General features: G+C 39.6%; 22 protein-coding genes and 7 pseudogenes. 17 read left to right on the top strand and 12 right to left on the bottom strand.

Translation table 11 applies throughout. From position 1 onward, the window contains the following. Window positions 1-108: 108 nt before the first annotated feature. The 8 genes and pseudogenes from ARADI_RS09485 to ARADI_RS18130 form a co-directional block, all read right to left on the bottom strand. Window positions 109-926, bottom strand: a pseudogene (locus ARADI_RS09485) (ABC transporter ATP-binding protein). Continuing rightward, window positions 926-1,969: pseudogene (locus ARADI_RS09480) on the bottom strand (FecCD family ABC transporter permease). The pseudogenes ARADI_RS09485 and ARADI_RS09480 overlap by 1 nt, the downstream one beginning before the upstream one ends. A 6-nt stretch (window positions 1,970-1,975) precedes the next feature. Then, window positions 1,976-2,930, bottom strand: a pseudogene (locus ARADI_RS21000) (FecCD family ABC transporter permease). A 219-nt stretch (window positions 2,931-3,149) separates the two neighbouring features. Beyond that, window positions 3,150-3,446, bottom strand: coding sequence for a hypothetical protein (locus tag ARADI_RS18150; protein ID WP_238149334.1), 297 nt, complete (start codon window positions 3,444-3,446; stop codon window positions 3,150-3,152). A gap of 172 nt (window positions 3,447-3,618) precedes the next feature. Next, entirely contained in the window at window positions 3,619-4,011 is a 393-nt protein-coding gene (locus ARADI_RS18145; RefSeq protein WP_238149333.1) for a substrate-binding domain-containing protein, read from the bottom strand. A gap of 29 nt (window positions 4,012-4,040) precedes the next feature. After that, window positions 4,041-4,199: a hypothetical protein gene (locus ARADI_RS18140; protein WP_369406996.1), complete on the bottom strand. Its 159-nt coding sequence runs from the start codon at window positions 4,197-4,199 to the stop codon at window positions 4,041-4,043. Between the two features lie 627 nt (window positions 4,200-4,826). Next, window positions 4,827-5,072 (bottom strand): aldolase/citrate lyase/malate synthase family protein, encoded by a 246-nt coding sequence (locus ARADI_RS18135; RefSeq protein WP_238149332.1) that lies wholly within the window; start codon window positions 5,070-5,072, stop codon window positions 4,827-4,829. A gap of 270 nt (window positions 5,073-5,342) precedes the next feature. Continuing rightward, on the bottom strand, window positions 5,343-5,708 hold the full coding sequence (locus tag ARADI_RS18130) for an aldolase/citrate lyase family protein (RefSeq protein ID WP_238149331.1): 366 nt from the start codon (window positions 5,706-5,708) through the stop codon (window positions 5,343-5,345). Between the two features lie 182 nt (window positions 5,709-5,890). On the opposite strand from ARADI_RS18130, the gene ARADI_RS18125 reads away from it, so the two are divergent. From ARADI_RS18125 to ARADI_RS18060, 17 genes and pseudogenes are all read left to right on the top strand, one after another. Next, window positions 5,891-6,475, top strand: a complete 585-nt coding sequence (locus ARADI_RS18125) for a hypothetical protein (protein ID WP_238149330.1) — start codon at window positions 5,891-5,893, stop codon at window positions 6,473-6,475. A 77-nt stretch (window positions 6,476-6,552) separates the two neighbouring features. Further along, a complete protein-coding gene (locus ARADI_RS19790; RefSeq protein ID WP_255420671.1) occupies window positions 6,553-7,338 on the top strand; it encodes an IucA/IucC family protein in 786 nt (261 codons plus the stop codon). Beyond that, the gene (locus tag ARADI_RS19785; RefSeq protein WP_255420670.1) at window positions 7,313-7,741 is read left to right on the top strand and encodes a ferric iron reductase; all 429 of its coding nucleotides are present in this window, start codon (window positions 7,313-7,315) and stop codon (window positions 7,739-7,741) included. The genes ARADI_RS19790 and ARADI_RS19785 overlap by 26 nt, the downstream gene beginning before the upstream one ends. Window positions 7,742-7,929: 188 nt before the next feature. Further along, window positions 7,930-8,451: a TonB-dependent receptor plug domain-containing protein gene (locus ARADI_RS18115; RefSeq protein WP_369407008.1), complete on the top strand. Its 522-nt coding sequence runs from the start codon at window positions 7,930-7,932 to the stop codon at window positions 8,449-8,451. A 441-nt stretch (window positions 8,452-8,892) separates the two neighbouring features. Further along, window positions 8,893-9,165, top strand: coding sequence for a hypothetical protein (locus tag ARADI_RS18110; RefSeq protein ID WP_238149329.1), 273 nt, complete (start codon window positions 8,893-8,895; stop codon window positions 9,163-9,165). Between the two features lie 15 nt (window positions 9,166-9,180). Next, window positions 9,181-9,903, top strand: a pseudogene (locus tag ARADI_RS18105) (TonB-dependent receptor); the annotation flags it as partial. A gap of 10 nt (window positions 9,904-9,913) precedes the next feature. After that, a complete protein-coding gene (locus ARADI_RS18100; RefSeq protein ID WP_238149327.1) occupies window positions 9,914-10,162 on the top strand; it encodes a hypothetical protein in 249 nt (82 codons plus the stop codon). Between the two features lie 289 nt (window positions 10,163-10,451). Continuing rightward, window positions 10,452-10,667, top strand: a complete 216-nt coding sequence (locus ARADI_RS18095; protein WP_238149326.1) for a hypothetical protein — start codon at window positions 10,452-10,454, stop codon at window positions 10,665-10,667. Window positions 10,668-10,685: 18 nt separating this feature from the next. After that, window positions 10,686-10,964 (top strand): hypothetical protein, encoded by a 279-nt coding sequence (locus ARADI_RS18090; RefSeq protein WP_238149325.1) that lies wholly within the window; start codon window positions 10,686-10,688, stop codon window positions 10,962-10,964. Between the two features lie 217 nt (window positions 10,965-11,181). Then, a complete protein-coding gene (locus ARADI_RS19780; protein ID WP_255420669.1) occupies window positions 11,182-11,313 on the top strand; it encodes a hypothetical protein in 132 nt (43 codons plus the stop codon). Window positions 11,314-11,324: 11 nt separating this feature from the next. After that, window positions 11,325-12,341 carry a PLP-dependent cysteine synthase family protein gene (locus ARADI_RS09440; protein WP_119711884.1) on the top strand — a complete coding sequence of 339 codons (1,017 nt, stop codon included), beginning with the start codon at window positions 11,325-11,327 and terminating at the stop codon, window positions 12,339-12,341. 199 nt (window positions 12,342-12,540) lie between these two features. After that, window positions 12,541-12,879: a hypothetical protein gene (locus ARADI_RS18085; protein WP_238149324.1), complete on the top strand. Its 339-nt coding sequence runs from the start codon at window positions 12,541-12,543 to the stop codon at window positions 12,877-12,879. Between the two features lie 156 nt (window positions 12,880-13,035). Further along, entirely contained in the window at window positions 13,036-13,506 is a 471-nt protein-coding gene (locus ARADI_RS18080; protein WP_238149371.1) for an NAD/NADP octopine/nopaline dehydrogenase family protein, read from the top strand. 38 nt (window positions 13,507-13,544) lie between these two features. Next, window positions 13,545-14,729: pseudogene (locus tag ARADI_RS21700) on the top strand (MFS transporter). Beyond that, window positions 14,726-15,833: pseudogene (locus ARADI_RS09425) on the top strand (ABC transporter substrate-binding protein). The pseudogenes ARADI_RS21700 and ARADI_RS09425 overlap by 4 nt, the downstream one beginning before the upstream one ends. Before the next feature lie 271 nt (window positions 15,834-16,104). Further along, window positions 16,105-16,524: an aminotransferase class V-fold PLP-dependent enzyme gene (locus tag ARADI_RS09420; RefSeq protein WP_202864196.1), complete on the top strand. Its 420-nt coding sequence runs from the start codon at window positions 16,105-16,107 to the stop codon at window positions 16,522-16,524. 507 nt (window positions 16,525-17,031) lie between these two features. Further along, the gene (locus ARADI_RS18060) at window positions 17,032-17,265 is read left to right on the top strand and encodes a ParB N-terminal domain-containing protein (protein WP_238149320.1); all 234 of its coding nucleotides are present in this window, start codon (window positions 17,032-17,034) and stop codon (window positions 17,263-17,265) included. 338 nt (window positions 17,266-17,603) lie between these two features. Here ARADI_RS18060 and ARADI_RS18055 read toward each other — a convergent pair whose 3' ends face one another. From ARADI_RS18055 to ARADI_RS19775, 4 genes and pseudogenes are all read right to left on the bottom strand, one after another. Beyond that, window positions 17,604-17,912 (bottom strand): HAD-IA family hydrolase, encoded by a 309-nt coding sequence (locus ARADI_RS18055; RefSeq protein ID WP_238149319.1) that lies wholly within the window; start codon window positions 17,910-17,912, stop codon window positions 17,604-17,606. 142 nt (window positions 17,913-18,054) lie between these two features. Then, on the bottom strand, window positions 18,055-18,261 hold the full coding sequence (locus ARADI_RS18050) for a beta-phosphoglucomutase (RefSeq protein WP_238149318.1): 207 nt from the start codon (window positions 18,259-18,261) through the stop codon (window positions 18,055-18,057). Between the two features lie 68 nt (window positions 18,262-18,329). Then, window positions 18,330-18,524, bottom strand: a complete 195-nt coding sequence (locus ARADI_RS09405; RefSeq protein WP_119711883.1) for a glycosyl hydrolase family 65 domain-containing protein — start codon at window positions 18,522-18,524, stop codon at window positions 18,330-18,332. Next, window positions 18,521-19,489: pseudogene (locus ARADI_RS19775) on the bottom strand (glycoside hydrolase family 65 protein); the annotation flags it as partial. The pseudogene ARADI_RS19775 and the gene ARADI_RS09405, both read right to left, overlap by 4 nt. Window positions 19,490-19,500: the final 11 nt, after the last annotated feature.

The raw sequence follows: 19,500 nt of genomic DNA, 5'->3' as shown, positions 1-19,500 counted from the left end.
AACACTCTTCTCTAAGCAGCATATATTTTAACAAAAAAACCTCACTTTAATAATAAGTAAGGTTTTTTGATTTCCCATGCCATATTTCCCAATTTTTTATTTTCAATCCTAAAAATATAAAAAAATATTCTGGCGATTATTTATTTTATATTTTGGAATAATTAATGGTTTACCCGATTCAGGATCTGAAATAATTCGGCATGGTAAACCAAATACATTTTTAATATTCTGTTCAGTAATAATTTTTTCAGGTTTTCCTTCAGCATAGATTTGCCCCTCTTTCATCATAATTAGACGCGAGGCATAACGTAAAGCCAGGTTAATGTCATGCAGTACCAACAATAACGTTTTTCCTTGCTGATGCAAACGTTGACAAAGATCAAGCATTTCAATTTGATGGCCTATATCTAAATAGGTTGTTGGTTCATCTAATAAAATGATGGGGGTCTGTTAAGTAAGTGTCATCGCAAACCAGACTCGCTGACGCTGACCGCCTGATAATTCACTGACTAATTTTTGCGCCATAGGCCAAAGATCTACCGCCTTTAGTGCATCATGTACCGCCCGTTCATCTTCAGCTGACCACTGTAATAAAAAAGATTGATAATGATAACGTCCGCATGAAACGAGTTCATAGATAGTCAATGGTTCAGTGATAACAGCGCCTTGTGCTAATAATGAGCTTTAGCATGGAAAACATCATTACCATCTAATCGTATTTCACCAGACTGCGGCTACATAATACGACTAAAGGTTTTTAATAAAGTTGATTTACCACAGCCGTTAGGTCCGATAATGACACTAAATTCGTTATCATAAATAGCTATATTTACATCTTTAATAATGCTTTTTTTGCCATATCCAACAGAGACATCATGGGCTGTAAGCCGTGAAGCAACAAAGGGAGAATGAGTAGATGATACCATTAGCCTATTCTCCTAAATTCTATATACAATAAGTACATTAAATAAATCCCACCAATAACTGCCGTGACCAAACCTACCGTTAAACGCCCAGGCGTTGGCAATATTAGAGTAATAAAATCAGCGCTCAACATTAATAAAGCGCCAACTAGCATAGAACAAAATAGTGCTACACCTTTATACAAAATAAGTCGCCGGGCAATTTGCGATGCTGCTAGCGCAACAAAAGCAACCGGCCCAACAACCAATACTGATAGGATGGCAAAAATAATCGCTAATAGTATGCTGATAATTTGCACCAATCGAACAGGAACACCAAATGTAATAGCGACATCATTACCTAAACTAATATAGTTCAACTGCTTAGCCAACCAAAACAGAATTGGCATAAAAACCAACATACTACTGATCAGCACAACATCCTGCCAACCCCGATTAGCCAAACTGCCACTTAACAGTGACCGGATTTGTTGCGCCTGCTCAGTACGGGTATTTGAAATGGCGAAATCAACTAACGCCATACATAAAGCAACTACAGCAATACCTGAAAGCACAATTTTAGCCGTCTGTATTTCGCCATTTACGACGCTATTAGCAACATAAACCAATAATACCGCAACAACAGCCCCTATTAACGCGCCAACAGGAATAGGTAAAACACCAGGCTAGAATAGTAACGCCGCCATAATGCCAACCTCTGCTCCGGCATTAATACTAATAATATCTGGACTGCCTAATGCATTACGCGTAGTGATCTGAAAAAGCGCGCCTGAAAGCGCCAGCGTCATACTCGCACTGATAGCAACTAATGCTCTAGGTAAACGGATCTGTAATAGAATAAATTGCTGATAACGGGTGTTCATCTCTAACCAAGGATTATCTATCCCTTCCCGGCCAAAGGCTAAAACCAGATATAAAAATAAAACTAACAAAATAAATAAGAATAAAATTCTACTGGACGTCTGCCATAAAGGAGCAATAAATCGTATATTTCCTATGCCAAATGTTTTAGTGCCCGTTTGATTAGCTGACAAATCGATCTGCATCATACTTTATTCTACCATCCTGCTATCAGTTGGTTTTTTGACTACCCAATAAAGTGAAGGGGCACCAACTACCGCGGTAATAATACCAACCATTACTTCTTCTGGCGCAATGACTAGTCGTGCTATCACATCAGATATTAATAACAAACATGAGCCTGCTAACATGCTATAAGGCAATAACCAACGAAAATCACTACCTATCCAGGCTCGCATTAAATGTGGCACGACTAAACCAACAAAAGTGATCGGCCCAGCCATTACGATTGCAACAGCCGCCAGCATACTAACACTTAATAGCGACAAATAGGCGGGTACGCGCGACATTACCACGCAGAGAATGCACAATACCGTCACCAAAGACCATAATATTTAATGCTGCACTCAGTGAAAATGTTAAGATAATAGCCAATAATAAATAAGGGATTAACCAACCAACCTCTATTAACGATACTGCATTTAAAGCGCCCACGATCCCAAAAACGATAACTATCCATCGCTTGTGGGTTGATTAGAACAATGCCTTGCACTATCGCCAATAAACATTGATAGCGACGCCGGTTAAAATTAGCCTTACCGGGTTAGTATTAAGGCGACTACCACTCAGAAAATAAAACAATAAAGTGGATAAATTAGCGCCAACAAAAGCTGCCCAAAAATGAGAGACATTAGTTAGTAATGGCACTAAAGAGCAAAAAACCACTGCCGCTGCTGCACCGGCATTGATGCCTAATAAACCAGGATCGCCAAGCGGATTACACAGTCATCCTTGCGTCACTGCACCTGCTAACGCTGCCCCCGCCATTAATCCAATAAAAGTACGGGACTCTAGTGCCTCAATGATTAAATCATAATAATTAACTTGACTGTTAAACCAATAATGTTGCCAAACTACTGATAACGGTACGGGTTTTGAACCAAAACTTAAACTGGCCAGAATACAAAGGCAGGTTAATAGCAACATTAATATTAATCCCAATACCCGGGAAATACGCTGCTTAGAATTTATGATGCTTGGCTAACTCCTGCTGCAGTAATGACATAAATTTTAGTAATCCCCAACGTAAACTGAGTGGCGAGCCATACGACATAGACATGACAAGCGCTTGATCCCCGTTAATGGAATATAAACTCCCTGACGAACTGCCCGTATCGATTGAAATAGCGGCTGAGATTCAGTTTGTTATCGCTCTTTTTCGCTGTTATACCAGGTCAACAAAATATCAGCATCATTCAGTAAATCAGCATTTTCCAAACCAATATTGACAGCAAAACTAACAAAAAGAGCCGTGACGATTTTTGCCAGTGCCAATAATAACAAACCAATATGAACCAATGTATCCACCCATGGATCATTTTTTACATAAATGGATAAAGTATTCGCTGTCGTCCGAGCCTTAATATAAGCAAATTGATAGTTTTGTATATTAGGGATACGATGACAGGCTGCGACTAACATCGCATCAAGTTCAGCGCTCAATTTTTTTCCCTGCGGTTGTTTTTATTTAATGCATTAGCAATTAACTTAATTTGCTGTTGCGGTGTTGTCTGCCAGGGTTTATCTAGATATGCCACCACCAGAGCAAAATAAAATAACGCATTAAAATCCGCTTGGGTGATACCTGATTGGGTTGCCAGAATTAAATCAAGTTTTAATTTAATAATTTTTCTATATCCAATTCTGTATACATTTCAATGATAATAGGTAACCTGGCGCCACGCCGTTTAATTTCTTCCTTAAACCAGGGTAAATATCCTTGTCTATCATTACCCCAATAATGTGACTCAATCGCAATAGGCACGATCCCAAGGGCTAATAAGATATCCTCACTACCGCTTCCCAATGCCGCAATCCGTCGCGGTGATTGGTCAATTTCCGCTTTGCCAAGTGCGGTAATGATAGTTTTAGGATAACCTATAGTCTCTGATGCTAAATTGCTTACTACTGGCAGTCTATCACAAGCTGTTAATAAAATTATCATTAACATCAATGGTACTGTAAACCCCATTTTATAAAATATTAATCGTTGTCGCAGCAGTACCATTATTAATAACCTTTAAATCTATTATTTAATTAAAACTGATAATTGAGTGTTGCTTCAATATTACGAGGAGCACCACCATAGTAATATTGTTTGTAATCAAGCAATTGCCTGTAATAAATTTTATCAAACAGATTATTCAAATTAACCATTAGCGAAAGCGCCGGTGTAAATTGATAACGCCCCATCAAGTTAACAACAGCAAAGCTTGCTTGTTCAGCTTTAACTGATTTCTTACCAGGCTCATCGAGTAGTTGCCCAGTCTGATCTTACCAGTTAACACCACCGCCAATCGTTAGATTGCTCATCACACCTGGCAAAGTATAAGTTGAAAACAGTTTAAATAATCTATTTGACCTTTCTCTATTTGATACGTTTACCATCCTAATATATACCTCGGAACTGGGTATAACCGGCATAAATTTTCCAATCATCGGTGATCTGACCGCTGACTTCAACTTCAAAACCTCGGGTTTTAATACCATCAATATCATAATAAACCCTGGCACCATTCGGACGTCGCGGAGCATTACAATCTAATTAGTTAAAGTTATTCTGCCGGATCTCAAATAGTGCTAATGAATAATCGACACCATTATCCATCGCAATACCTTTAATTCCTAGCTCAAAATTTTCCTAGCTGACTAGTTAATGGTTGAAACAGTCAGACTGGAATTTAAAGTTAGCGTATTGTTACGCTGTGCTATTTATTGATGGCTTAGTAAAAAACAATAATGTCAAACCGCTTGCATACTTGACGTACAATATTGACCATATGTGAATGATCCTTGCTTATTATCTCTTTTCAGTAATTATTTTTATTTAAATTTTCTGTCACCTTTTCCCAATAGACGTGAAGCCTGCTTTATCAATGGTAAATCGACCATAACCCCTTCTACCTGAAAAGCATAATTATCTTTCGATTGCTCAATAACCCTATTGGCCCATTGTTTTTGCTCCTCACTCGGCGAGAACACTTTAGCTATAATAGAAACTTGTTTTGGATGAATACATAATTTCGCACTAAAACCCAACGGTTTAGCATGCTGTGCATCAACAGACAAAGTCTCGGATGAAAAAAAATAGGGGTAACACAATCAATTGGAGCGGAAAGATTAGCAACACGTGAGGCTACAACAATCTGGCTCCGTGCGTAAAGAAATGCATCCGACGTTTGCTGACAATTTATATCCAGAGAATAATCCAGAGAGCCAAATGCTATTCTTGTAATACCACTTGTAGCAATAGCGTAAGAGTAGTATACTCCTCAGACTGTTTCGATGATGCCAATAAATGGGAGTTCTGTCAGTTTATCTGTTAAATGATTTTTTATTTTATCTATCGTATTGCCAGATTCCATTTTGGGCACCATAATACCTGTTATCGAAGCTCACCACTAGTGAATTTAGCATTTCTACATCGTGAATAAAGTCAACACATTCGGGATGGTTAATCTTGATATAAATTTTCGTTGTAATCAACTCCCTATTCACAGCAGCAAACCAACTCACAATATTCTCACGCCCATGAGTTTTTTCTGAAGGGTGAACAGAGTCTTCTAGGTCAATAATTATTACGTCTACACCACATTCAAGAGCTTTAGTGAATAACTCCTTTTTATTTGCAAGGACAAAAAGATATGTGACATCTTCCTTTATAAAAACCACCTGATTTTTTGATAATAAATTAATTTTATCCATTTTGCAAACTGGCCACAATAATAGATCGTACGAATGATAATGATATTTAGTATTTTTTGTATGGATTAATTTTGATGCTAACTTAGTGACTTGAATTTTTCAAGACTCGTAACGTGATTAGTATTATTTTTTTCAAAAAGTATGATCTTTATAGTTTCAACACTCTAACCTAGAAAGAGAAAATGATGGAACAGCCAGGGAAATTAAGCACGAATAAGAATAATCATCCCAATTTATTTGATTATTCAATGCGCAACGCACTGACCAGAATAGTCCGATGCTTTTTTGCAGAAAAGTTATTGGATGTAACACGAGTTATTATTTCTAATAATCAGATTTCATACCCTCTTTCTGATGGTATTAGCAAACTTCATTTTGAAAAAACAACAATTTATCCAGCCAATACAGTTATTAATAAAGGGAATATATTCCTTGAAAGTTCCAATGGCCATAAGGTACAAATTCAAACACATGAATATTTGATTGACATTATCCTAAATGATCTTGATTTCAGGCCAACCATGGAAGGGATAAACCAATTCAATGATGATGTCACAAATAGCATCCACAATGACAGAATGGCTAGAAAACACAGGAAGAATTGGCGAGCAACTATTGCCAAAAAGATGGAAAAAGATTATGAAAGATTTTTTACCAAATGGGTAAGGGCACACCATGATATACGTAATGGAGCGACTCTCCTCGATCAATGGGAAGCACTAGAAGGACATCCTACTATCCAACCTGGAAATTTCGTCCAGGATTGAATGAGCAGGATATTGAAGATTTATCTGCCGAATTTGGTGCTCGAGTTACCCTTCGTATAGAGGCTTTATGAGCAGACATGAGCTATTGCGAAAAAATGCCTCATGTTAAAGATATTCATCAATGGCTTTCGGAGGTTTTTCGTGATACTTGGCCGATATGGTGTGAGTGGTTGAAAAATGAAGAATTAGAACCTGAAATGTGGCTTCCCCTTCCTCTCCATCCATGGCATCTCAAATACTGGATCCATAAACATTTTGCAAAAGAAATTAAAGATGGAATACTCCTGACCGATGGCCCTATGCTTGAAACAGCACCTTCCATATCATTCAGGACTATGCTACCAGCCTCATCTAAATTGCCTTTTATCAAATTACCAGTCGCAATCTGGATGACAAGTGAAATGCGCAGTTTGCAAGCTAAATCGATTCATATGGGTCCACGCATCAGTACAATCATTGATGCGATCTTAAAAGCGGAAAATGGCTTTGATGGTATGCTTGATTGCTTTCGTGAAGAGGCTGCATGGCATTTCCTTCATCCGGAACGGAAAAATGATGCAGAAGGTGAATTCCTTTCAGTCGTATTCCGCAACACATCACCTTGGCAAAGAGAGTCTAATACACTGGCAGTAACGGTCGCGGCGTTATTTACCGAATTACCTCACCGACCACTACCAATAGTCAGTGAATTTATTGAATTATCGGGTCAGGATCCGAGTAACTGGTTCCGTAATTATGCGTATATTGTGCTTAAACCTGTCCTGGCAATGTATCTGATTTATGGTATAACTCTCGAGGCTCATCAACAAAATACTCAGATTTTGTTGATGAAAAAGTATGGCGCAGGCAATGCTTATTCGTGACTTTGGTGATGGCCGCACTTGGGCTCCTGCTCTTCGTAAACAAGGTTATAAACTTAAACCTTATTCATGGCCTGGTATTCTATCCACTGTATTTGAAGATGACATTGAACCCGTGAGAACGTTCGTCGTGGATGCTTGCTTTGTTAGTCACTTACACAAACTTGCTTGTTTTTTGACTGGCTTTTATCGCATTCCAGATAACCGAATGTGGAGCATTCTCGGTGAAGAACTAGAGCGTGTTTTCAACGAACTACGCCCACGTCTTGATGAACAATTATGGGATCAGGAACGACAGCATTTCATGCATCATCCATTGTTAACGCGTTCATTAATGAGAATGCATTTACAGCAATATACAGATTACCGTATACAGCATGGCCTTAATAACCCTCTGCTCGCCTGATAAGAGTGATTTCTGAGAATAAAGCGATGATAGTAAATCGTATTTAAACTATTTTGCTATACCATCTTACTACTTTTGTCTTTACTTCCCATATTACGTTGAGCGCTGCCAGAGAGGAGGAACCAATTATTGTTATCGGAAAAATATCAAATGCAACTGACGATGGCGATATTATATAACGAGCCAATATTGGCCTGTTAGGAAATAAAAACGTACAAAATACCCCTTTTAGTATCAAAGGTTACACATCTAAATATATTAAGGATCGTCAAGCCAAAACGCTTGGCGATGTCATTCAACACGATTCGTCAGTCCGTGTTACCGCTCTTTCAGGCGGTATTCTGGATTCCTTTATGATAAGGGGATTTCTGCTTGGTGAAGGTAACATTGGTGAAGTCGCACTCAATGGTGTTTATGGTGTAGCGCCTAACTATCAACTCTTAACACAATATTTTGAATGCGTTGAAGTGCTTAAGGGACCAGGTGCTGGGCTTTACGGTATGTCACCTAATGGCGGTGTTGGGGGCGTAATCAATGCAGTAACTAAACGCGCAACCAACAGAGATGTTACTCAGATTACACAACAACTTGGGAATCAGATAGCCAATTTGGCACCTACATCGATGTTGACCGATTATGGTTACACCCAGATGGTGAAATGTGGGGAATCCGTTTTAATGACGGAGGCAATAGTGGTAATTTATCACTAAATAATGCCAGTAAAAATGCAGCTCTTGGCGTACTTGCACTTGATTATAGCTAAAGGTGGATTCCGGGTATGTCTTGACTTACTGGATCAATATCAGCACGCAAAATCACCTAACCGATCTTTTACTGTTGCCCCCAATATTGATGTTCCAGCAGCCCCGGATGGAAAGACAAAGATTGCTCAAAAGGGAATGTAGTGGAAGATCCGTGACCAAGGTGTATTACTTCATACTGAATAAGACATTAATGATAATGTAACTTTTTTTGCTAACGCAGGGGGTGGTCGTTCTTTCGTCTCAAGCATATCGGAACAAACACCAAACATTATCAATGAACGAGGAGATGTAGTATCAACTATTACTAATTTTCGGTTTAATGTAAATCGTTACACTTTAGAAACAGGCGCTAAGAGCTATTTTACAACCGGACCAGTAGAACATGAGATGACGTTTCAGCCCAGCTACTATCATGATCGCCTAGCTGTTGCTAGTACATGGGGAAAAAAGGTTAATTCCAATATTTACTCTCCAACAGCAGAAGATGTCACTATACCACCTACTCCAACTCATGTACCCAAAATATCTTCAAACCAACTGAGTGGTCTGGCATTAGCCGATACGCTTACACTTCTCGATGGCAGTGTTGATATTATCCCTGGTATTCGCTTCCAAAGAGTTCGTTCCGATAATTTTTCCGCTAATGGAGAACGCTCCTAGACGTATGACGAATCGGCCTTTACCACAATGCTTGGACTGGTCTATCGACCATGGCAATCTTTGTCACTATACGCAAACTATATTGAAGGACTTAGTAAAGGCGATATAGCTCCTGGAACTGCGAAGAATGCAGGCCAGGTTATGCGACCTTATCGCTCAAACCAATACGAAGTCGGATTCAAATATAATCTAGGTGAACTTCTGATTAACCTTGCACTCTTCCAAATAACAAAACCAAGTGGAGCAATTGATGGTAATAATACCTTCAGCACTAACAATGAACAACGCAACCGAGGGATCGAACTGAATCTTTCAGGGGAACCACTGGAGGGTCTACGCATGACAGGAAGTTTCTCACTGATTGATGCTGAACTGACTACATCACCAACCTCTAGTGTTCGAGGTAATAAACCTGTTGGCGTATCTCCAGTACAGGCCAACCTAGGCGTAAAATATGCCTTACCAGTATTAAATGGACTTTCGCTGAACAGTCAAATCAATTACAGCGGGAAAAAGTATGTCAATCATGCAAACACTCAGTCCATTGGTTCATGGATAATAGTAGATATGGGGATTACCTATAAAACTCAAGTTTATAGTATTCCGGCTACCTTCCGTTTTGATGTGCAGAATGTGTTTGACCGTCATTACTGGGCAGGCGTTGCTTCCTACAGCACGATTGCACAAGGCGATCCTCGTACTCGTACCTTACTTGCTTCAGTAACCGTGAATTTTTGAGGTAATAAAAATGTCTTCACTACTCAACATTGCCAATCCCAAAAAAACTTCCTGGCAGGTAAACTTTGCCAGAGATTTGCCTCCCTACCTCGATTCAGTAATTAGTGACTGGTTACAACAGTCGCCAGAAATTCTTACCAGTTTAACGGATATGTATAGCTCGCCACTCAATATCGTCTGGCCGCATACTGTGGCTCATAATCTTAAAGCTATGGCTGCGGTTACAGCGAGTTTCGGTATTAAAAGTAAATTTTATTAGGGGGTAAAAGTTAACAAATCATAGGCACTCCTACAAGCTGCAGTATCTGTTGGAGCTGGTGCAGATGTTTCCAGCCTCCAGGAGTTATATGATGCCATATGTGCTGGATGCCATGGAGTTGAGTGCGCAACTGGGCCGGCCAAAACGCGTGATTTCTTGCAGGAACTGATTCTTAAGGGGGCGCGGATTGCGGTAGATTCTTATCAGGAACTACGGGATATTATTGAACTTGCTCAGATCTGGAGAGGAAATTTCGAAAAGATTAGTCTATTGCTACGACTGCGTCCAGATGCAAACTGCTCCAGCCGTTTTGGTGTTAAGCGATGAAATTATCATCGCTCTTCATTCGCTGGTAGCCAATAAGCACCTAGAACTTGCTGGTTTTCATTTTTATCTCAGCGATTATGCCCCTGAAACAAGGGCTAATGCTTTTCTTGACGCCTTACCGTTAATTACATACGCCCGTAACCTTGGATTAGATCCTCCAATTATCGATATCGGATGAGGGTTACCGGTACAGTATGTGGAAAGTCAACGTTACAAAACTTGGTTATCCTCACAAAAATTTGCAGATTATCGTACGGGTAAGGTTCCTGCATGCTTTTACCCATATGATGGTGAACTCAATGCTGAACAATGGTTAACAGTATTTCTAGAGAGTCAAGACTCTGTAGGTGAGCGTATATCTGATATTTTGTGTAAAGAAGGTTTAACACTTTGTATTGAGCCAGGTAGGAAGCCTGGTAAATCAGAGCGCCATAAGCGTATTTTGAGTATATCGAGTCCGCCCTCACACCGATGACAGTTCTGTTATATTTGTTGAAGGTAGTAGTTTAAGTGCTTGCGAGACCTGGTTTAATTCTGAATTTCTAATCGATCCAATCCATCTTCGATCCAGTAATCACGCTCAAAATCAATCACGAGGGAAAGCATGGATTGCTGGGTATAGTTGCCTGGATGAAGATGTCATTACTAATCGATTGATTTCGTTTCTTCACTTACCTCAACCTGGGAATCTTTTGCTCTTTGTTAACACTGCCGGTTATCAGATGGATTTACTGGAAAATCAATTCCATCGTCACCCACTCCCAACACGACTTACCGCATTGATGAATCCCAGTAATAAATTGATGTTCACCGTTGATAATTAAGAAATTTTTAAATGATTTTCAGCAAAATAACTGATTTACTTGGCAATACTCCTGTCATACAGTTGCCATTGACACAAGCAGACTCCCGGTTATACATCAAAGTCGAGAAAAATAACCCCGGTAGTAGTATGAAAGACCGTATGGCCAGAAATATGATTGTTGCGGCACTTAAATATGGGCGTATCCAACCGGGTGAAATGATTGTTGAGTCATCTTCTGGAAATACCGTTATTGGACTAGCGTTAGCCTCTATTGAATTTGGTCTTAAGTTTATCGCCGTTGTCGACAACATGCAGCTCAGGACAAAATATCCATCATGCGCGCGTTGGGGGCTGAGATCCGTTATGTTAAAGGTGGACTATGGTGAAAATGAAGTCGCTGTTATTGAACGCCAACGTATGGCCGCCGAGATCGCCAGTGAAATATCCGGTGCTATCTTTATGAATCAGTCTGATAATGCCGCCAACGCAGGTGGGTATGCTGATCTGGTTCGTGAAATTGTCCATCAAATTGGTCGGGTTGACGCATGGGTGGACTGCGTCGGCACTGGTGATTCGATAACGGGTATTGCACACGGGCTCAAGGTTCACAATCCTGATACTGTCATTATTGCTATTGAACCGGAAGGTTCCATTGTATTTAGTAAACCAGGCAAGCCATATTACCAGTCAGGGACAGGAACACCAGAGGGAGATACGATTGGTCTAGTACTAGATTATAGCTGCATTGATTACGGTGAACAGGTTTCTGATGCTTACGCTTTTGAAACAGCCCGTTATCTTGCTCAACGGTTTGGTTTATTGGTTGGCGGTTCTACTGGGGGAGCAATTTATAAGACGCTAGAACTAATCGGTAAAAGGATAATCAAGGACAATGTGACGCTGGTCCTCGTTGATGGAGGTGAAAAATATCTGCACACTATTTTCAATGAAGAATGGCTTAAAGAACGAGATTTGACTGCTCCAGAAATCTGGGATCAACTCGATAACTGGTTTGCTTCCTCCACAATTCTGGAGTGTAAATCATGATCGCTGAGTATAAATTGAAAGTAACTATCTGTGGTGTGGGTCATACCGACCACCTTGCTGTAGTTTTATTCAGTCAAAATCCTAAAGTCGACGTTACATTTTTCAGCAGCCAACCCAAATTTTAGGCGACCTATAGAAAAAATGGCGGACAAATTCATGCGTTATTGAATTACGGAACCTTATTAAAAACCAGTCCCTCTTGGTAACAGCGTGTCCTTATGAAGCTTACCGTGATGCCGATGTCATTATAATTACTACACCAATTCATGTAAGAGATAGTGTACTAAAACGTATTCAGCCAGCATTGCCACGTAATAAACCGGTGTTTGGCTGTGCAATTCCTGGTTTTGGTGGTTTTGACTGGCTGGCAGAGCATCGTTTAGGAACTCTTCCTAACATCGTATTACGGGGGATGAAAGATGTTTCCCATATTGTTTTTGAGCTTATCCGGGGAAAAGTGTCAAACTTGGTGGCGCTAAATCACATCTTTATATTGCATTACAACGTAGGAAAAAGCCAGAAATGGCTGAGACATTAATCGGTTATCTGAACCAACTTTATGAATCGCCTGTGATACTACTTGCTGATTACCTCGAAATTACCCTAACTCCACAGGTAATCCAATTATGCATGGCTCCGTAATTTACGGTTTAATTGTCCATAGTGGCAATGGCACAAACATTCCTTCAACCATATTCCTTGTTGGTGGAATGATTGCCCAGAGTTAAGCGCCTACTTCCTTTCCCGTTGCGATGAGGAAAATCAGTTGCTGTGTAAGGCAGCTGAAGCTGCACTCCACATCGATCTACGCTCAGTACAACCTTTACAGCAGAAAATCGTTGAAGCTTATGGTGATCTTATTGCTGATCCTCGTACATTGTTAAGTATTCTGAGAACGAATCAGGCATACCAAGGAATTCCGATCTCTCTTATTAAAGCTAAAAATGAAGAAGGATATGTTTTTGATCAACACCATAGAGTCTCTCAGGAAGATATTGCCTGTGATCTTAGCCTTTTAGTTACTATTGGAGAACGTCTTAAGGTGCCAATACCTTATATCAATGAAATCTATCTTTGGTGTTGTGAGTATATAGGGGAAAACAATGCCACCGTCCCTATCCCCGTCAGTTGGCCGGAAATTAGGGTGGTAACAGAATGCGCATGACAGGTAGCGTCGTGTTTATTGTTGTATAATTGCTCTCAATGGGCGCAATGGAGATGAGCGGACCTTTTTGGCTGTTGTATTTAGCAAATATGACATCGCAGGAACTGCTGAGTTTTGCCGGCACCGGTGTTTATATTGCTCCTATGCTAGGCATTATACTGACAAGCGCGTTCTGGGGGCGCGTTGGTGACAGGATCGGCAATAAAACAATGATGATCCGCGCGCTGGCTGGTCTTGCTCTAACACAGTTAGGACTCGTCTTCGCAAATGATGTATGGATTGTACTTATTCTGCGTTTTATTCAGGGCGATTGTGCCGGCTATATTGCTCCAGCACAAGCTTATGGTATTGCCATAGTTCCGGCATCACAACATACTCGTTTATTCGCATGGTTGCAGGTTTCTACTAATACAGGAGCACTTTTGGGTGCTCTAACCGGTGGAGCTATTCTCGATCTATTGAGCTTTTTCTGGATCAGTCCGAGTGCATCCATTATTTGTGCTCTATGTACTCTCTTTTGGTGCTCCTAGTATTACCTGATGATGGCCAGACTAAAAGCGCATTGTCCGCCCCCCCTCTCCCAGAAGAAAAAAACACTTTACATACCGTCAATAATAGAGCAATGGCTGGATTATTGCTTATTCTTAATCTGCTATTAATTAGCAGGATGATAACGCAAACCCCGTTTTCATTTTATGTTACAAGCCTTTTCAGTGCTCCGAAATGGTTGGTGGGATTGGCATATGGTCTACAGGCTACCGGTGTAATCGTTTCTACTACATTTTAGGCACGGTGGTTCGAACCCCATAATATGCACACTACCCTGAAGCGTATGTTGAGTATAATAATCGGTTGTTTCCTGATAACCTTGCTGCTTGCAGCTGTGCGTCAAACTGGGTTGTTTATTGGCCTCTATTTTTTGTGGAGAGTATTGCTCGATGCTACAACACCCGCACTAACCGCATTAATATCTCGTACCGCGGCTAAGGGAGAACAAAGTTATGTACTTGGCCTAACACAAAGTATAAGCCAGTTTGCTTCTATTGCGGGTATTGCTATTGGCTATTGCAGGTATTGCTCTTGGCGGAGTAACTCTTATTTGGCGAGGATTGCCTGCTTTGTTTATTTGTGTGGCGGTGATGTATCTCATCACATTTTTTATCACGTTGAAAGTTAGCCTTTCCTCCAAAGAATCAAATAAATCTATAGGGTATGAGCTATGATAGTAAGGTTTTTATTTTTTACCATGCTGCTAATTTCTTCCAGTGCCCCAGCGGAACAAATAGTTACTCCGGTGACTGATCTCCTCAGTAAAACTGTGTCAGTCAAACTTCCTGTTCAGCGCGTGATCCTAGGCGAAGGCCGACAACTTTACCTTGTTGTAATGTTGGATAAGGAAAATCCAGCTAAGCGAGTAGTTGCTTGGAGAAAGGATTTAATTCAGTCAGATCCAGCGACATGGCAACAGTATCGAAAACGTTTCCATCTTTTGGAAAAAATCCCTACTTTTTTGGTGGTAGCGAACAGGGAACTTTCGATGTAGAGCTGGCCATTAGCCTCAAACCTGACGTTATCATCATGAATATCGATGCAAGAAAAGCGATCGTAGATTTGAGATATGAGGTGCGGCGCTGTCCAACGCCGGGATCCCTATCGTTTATGTTGATTTTCGTTATGAACCAATAGCAAATATTTCCCCGACGGTAAAACTGTTCGGCAAAATAGAGCTTGTCACCGCCTACCTTCGATTCCGTGATATGGAACTAAAACGTGTAACCTCCTAAGTAAATAAGTTAACGTCCTCTCGACCTAAAGTATTTCTTGAGCGTCTAGGAGGATATTCTGATGAGTGCTGTATGACATTTAGTAAAGGAAGTTTTGGGCGATTTATCAAACTTACTGGCGGAGAAAATATAGCTGCATCGCTATCTCCAGGCTCTTTTTTTACCATCAATCCAGAGCAGATAGTATCAGCCAATCCCGATATTGTAATTTTGACCAGTGGTAATTTTCAGGCATTAGTACCTGGTGGACGATGGATACCTCTCGGCCCTGGTGCGAATATCGAAGAAGCCCAAACTAAACTAGCATGGTTTACTACCCGCCCTGCCTATAAAAACAGTTCAGCTCAGCATAATAATGCATTTTTCGCTATTTGGCATCAGTTCTACAACAGTCCTTACGATGTCATTGCCATCCAGCAATTAGCAAAATGGATCCATTCTGAACTATTCAGTGAACTTGATCACGATGATACATTCCGTCGCCTTCATTGTGAATTTCTTCCCATTCTATACTTAGCAGAATATATGGTTAGGGCATCATAGTGATACTTTGTCTGACACAGCTTCGCGCTGATACTCCAGGAACGGAGCACGTCATCCATTTTAATAATGCCGGGGCAAGTTTAATGCCTGAACCAGTTATACGTGTGATAAGGCAACATTACATTACTCTAAAGAAATCACCATCGGTGGCTATGAAGCTGCTGTGACCCAGCGACAGTCAATTGAAAATGTCTATCAGGAACTAGCAACGCTAATCAATGCAAAACCTGCTTATATCGCACTGATGGAGAATGCGACTCGTGCCTAGGATATGGAATTTTATTCTTTACCATTGAAATTTGGTGATATTCTTCTTACCTCAACAACTAAGTATGCAGGAAATTACATACCTTATCTGCAAAGACAAAAACGAGATGGTATAAAGGTTAAAGTACTGAATGAAGATGAAACCGGTGCTGTTTGTTTGGAACACCTAAAGAAAGCATTGGATAATCCCAATATCCGACTAATAAGCCTACCATTGCTTGGTATACATGGCGGGCCAATACAACCCGTCGAAGAAATTGGCGCACTAGCGCGCGAAGCAGGCGTATGGTTTTTTCTGGATGCCTGCCAGGGAATTGGGCATTTACCATTCGATATCAAAAAAATTGGCTATCATGTACTAACCCGCTTCTGGTCGCAAATACTTACGTGCTCCACGTGGTACTGGTTTTCTATGGATAGATAACATATTAAGTTCAACAATAGAGCTAATATTGCTTAATCATCATACCGCGAAGCTGGAAAGTGCTAATCATTATCATATTAATGATAGTGCCCGTCGTTTTGAATGCTAGGAAGCTAATATTGCCGATCGTCTTGGCCTGGTAGCCGCCGCCGCATATACTACATCATTAGACCAGGAAAATATAACTCAATGAATTCTTCATCTTGGGAAACAACTTAGAACCGGTCTGAAGGACTTACCTCACATTCAGTGACATGACCGCGGAAAATATTTATCTGGGATTGTTACATTTACTGTCAAGAATATTATTCCAGAAAATGTACAAAAGTATCTATCTACTCATCCACGTCGTATGAATGTTTCCTGTTCACGATTTAATTCAACATTTATTGATATGAAAAATCGTGGGCTTGACGTTGTCGTACGTGCATCTGTCCATGCATATAGCAGCGAAGATGGAGGTTGATACCCTACTTAACGTACTTGCTGATATCAGATGAGGTAAACATGAAATATAACATAGTATTGCGACCACTTGCATTGATCCGTCCATCTGAAGAGGTTAACAGTGAACATGTAGAAATGTTATTAGAGGAGATTATTCACTGTCAGAGATGGATAACGGCTGTGCTAATAGAGAAACAGACAAGGATTATTATGGATGGTAATCGTCGATACTGTGCTGCATATCGATTAGGTTTAGCATGTCTTCCTTGTGTCATGCTTGATTATACCCTATGAGTGTGTAAGTATTTATCACTGGTGTAATGGTGAACCTTTTTGCCCTGAAAAAATTAGGGAGCATATTGTAAGTAAAGGGAAAATATTTTCATATAAAACTACCAGACATCTATTTTCTCCAGCACTTCCTGTTGTTGATTTTAGTATTCAGCCGTTGCAAAACATGCCCATTACATATTCTTAAATACATTAAGGTAATGGTTGTTATAAATGCTGACAGTAAAAAAGCACTGTCAGTATTTGTAAGTAAAACTATATAACACCAACCTCAGTGACTAGTTTATTGCCTGACCTAAAGATGGAAAATAGGTTATTTTACCAAATGTTTACTATTTATATTAAATAATTATAAACATTAAGTTATAGACATAGCAGTTGCTCAAAATTAATTTTTCAAAAGAGTCTACTCGTAAATCTGCACGCACTAAATTGTCTTTTGACGATATGCCAACAGAAAAAATATTTGCGCTATTTAATGCTGTAATTCCTGCTTGTGAATCTTCAAAACCAATCGCTTCATTAGGTAATATATCGATTAAATTGGCCGCTGTTAAAAAAATCTCCGGATCCGGCTTACCTTTAGACAAAGAGTGAGGATCAACAATTACATTAAAATAATCTTTAATATTCAGTTGCTCGAGGATCATCTTGGCATTTTTAGAAGCGGAGGCTATCGCACAAGGTATTTTCTTTTTTTGGCTTGTTTAATAAAAAGCAATACCCCAGGCAAGATATTTTTTTCTGTCCGTTTACTGAGTGATTTTACATAGTAATCATTTTTACTGTCCATCAGCGCATTTTTTCTGCCACACTAAAAACATCGGCTTTATTACCATAAAGCAAAATTTTCTCCAATGATTCAATTCTGCTTATTCCCTTCAAGGTTTCATTAAAGGTCACATCAAAATCAATATCGATTTGTTTAGCCAAATATTGCCAAGCTTTAAAATGATAAAAAGCGGTATAGACAATAACACCATGAAGATCAAAGATCATGACCCTCTTCATGCAACTAACTCATTTTTATAAACAATATTAGCAATTTTACCGGCAGAAATCCGATACTACTGCTCACCCACTTGTATCTCACTATCCTGATCACATCCAATTGATAATTGTTCTTGAGTGATAAAAAATTGGTAATTAATGCCTAAATGGCACAGCTTAAATTGGAGATGCTGCCAATGAGTAGGTAATGAAGGATTGATTTTCAATAACGATTGGCAAATATCTACCCCACCGTATGTCATAATTGTCATATTGAGGGTGGCCGCGCTATTACGCCAGTATGAATACCTTCTGTGAGGTCGTTCCACCCTGAATATCCTGATAATCGGAAAATAAAGCGTCTTGATATAATTGCCAAAATAAATGCTGCCGATTTAATATTCTCAGCCAAAGACGCATGAACAACATGAGATAGTGTCGAGCCGTGGGAAGTGCGAGAAAAATAGTAATTAAAATTTTTTTCTACATAATTATCATACGTAGGATAATTCATATTCTCTAATAATAAACTAACAACATCTTAGTTAAAGTTATTAAATATCATTAATAAATCTGGTTGGTTGGCAATCTTATAATTATCGGCTAATTTCCCTTCAGCGCGCAGTATCCTATCTAACCGATAAATATTACCGTATTTATTGCGATATTTTTGCCAATCAATTTCTTCAAGGGCAAAATAACCATCAAATTGCCCGATAATATTTTGCTCATTAATTGATAACGCTAAGTTTTCTTTAATGGTTTTTAGTTGCTGCCAGAAATCATTATCGACATTAACAGGATTTAAATGATATTTTAAATCCTGTTTTGACAAAGATAAAACTATCAGATCAATTTGATTAAATAACCATGCCCCCATTAAATTAGTGTAAGCATTATCCTGCAAACCGGCTTCTTTATTACCTAAACTATATTCATGAAATTCATCTGGCCCCATAACGCCACCAATATGATATCGATTGGTAGTCGCATCCCAGACTGTTTTACTCAGCCAAAACTTGGTAATCTCAATTAATAATTCCAACCCAAAATCGATCATAAATGGCTTATCGCCAGTATTTAGCCAATATAGCCAAACATTATAAGCAATTCTTAAAGAAATATGACACTGTAAGTGACTATGATCAGGATCCCATTGTCCTGTCAGCGGATTTATATGTAAGGTTTGCGTCCGCTCACTACCATCATGACTTGATTGCCAGGGAAACATAGCACCTTGAAAACCAG

This window comes from Arsenophonus endosymbiont of Aleurodicus floccissimus, assembly GCF_900343025.1.
GTDB lineage: Bacteria > Pseudomonadota > Gammaproteobacteria > Enterobacterales > Enterobacteriaceae > Arsenophonus.
Note: the sequence above shows the minus strand (reverse complement) of the source record. Positions and strands in the feature narration are given on the sequence as shown.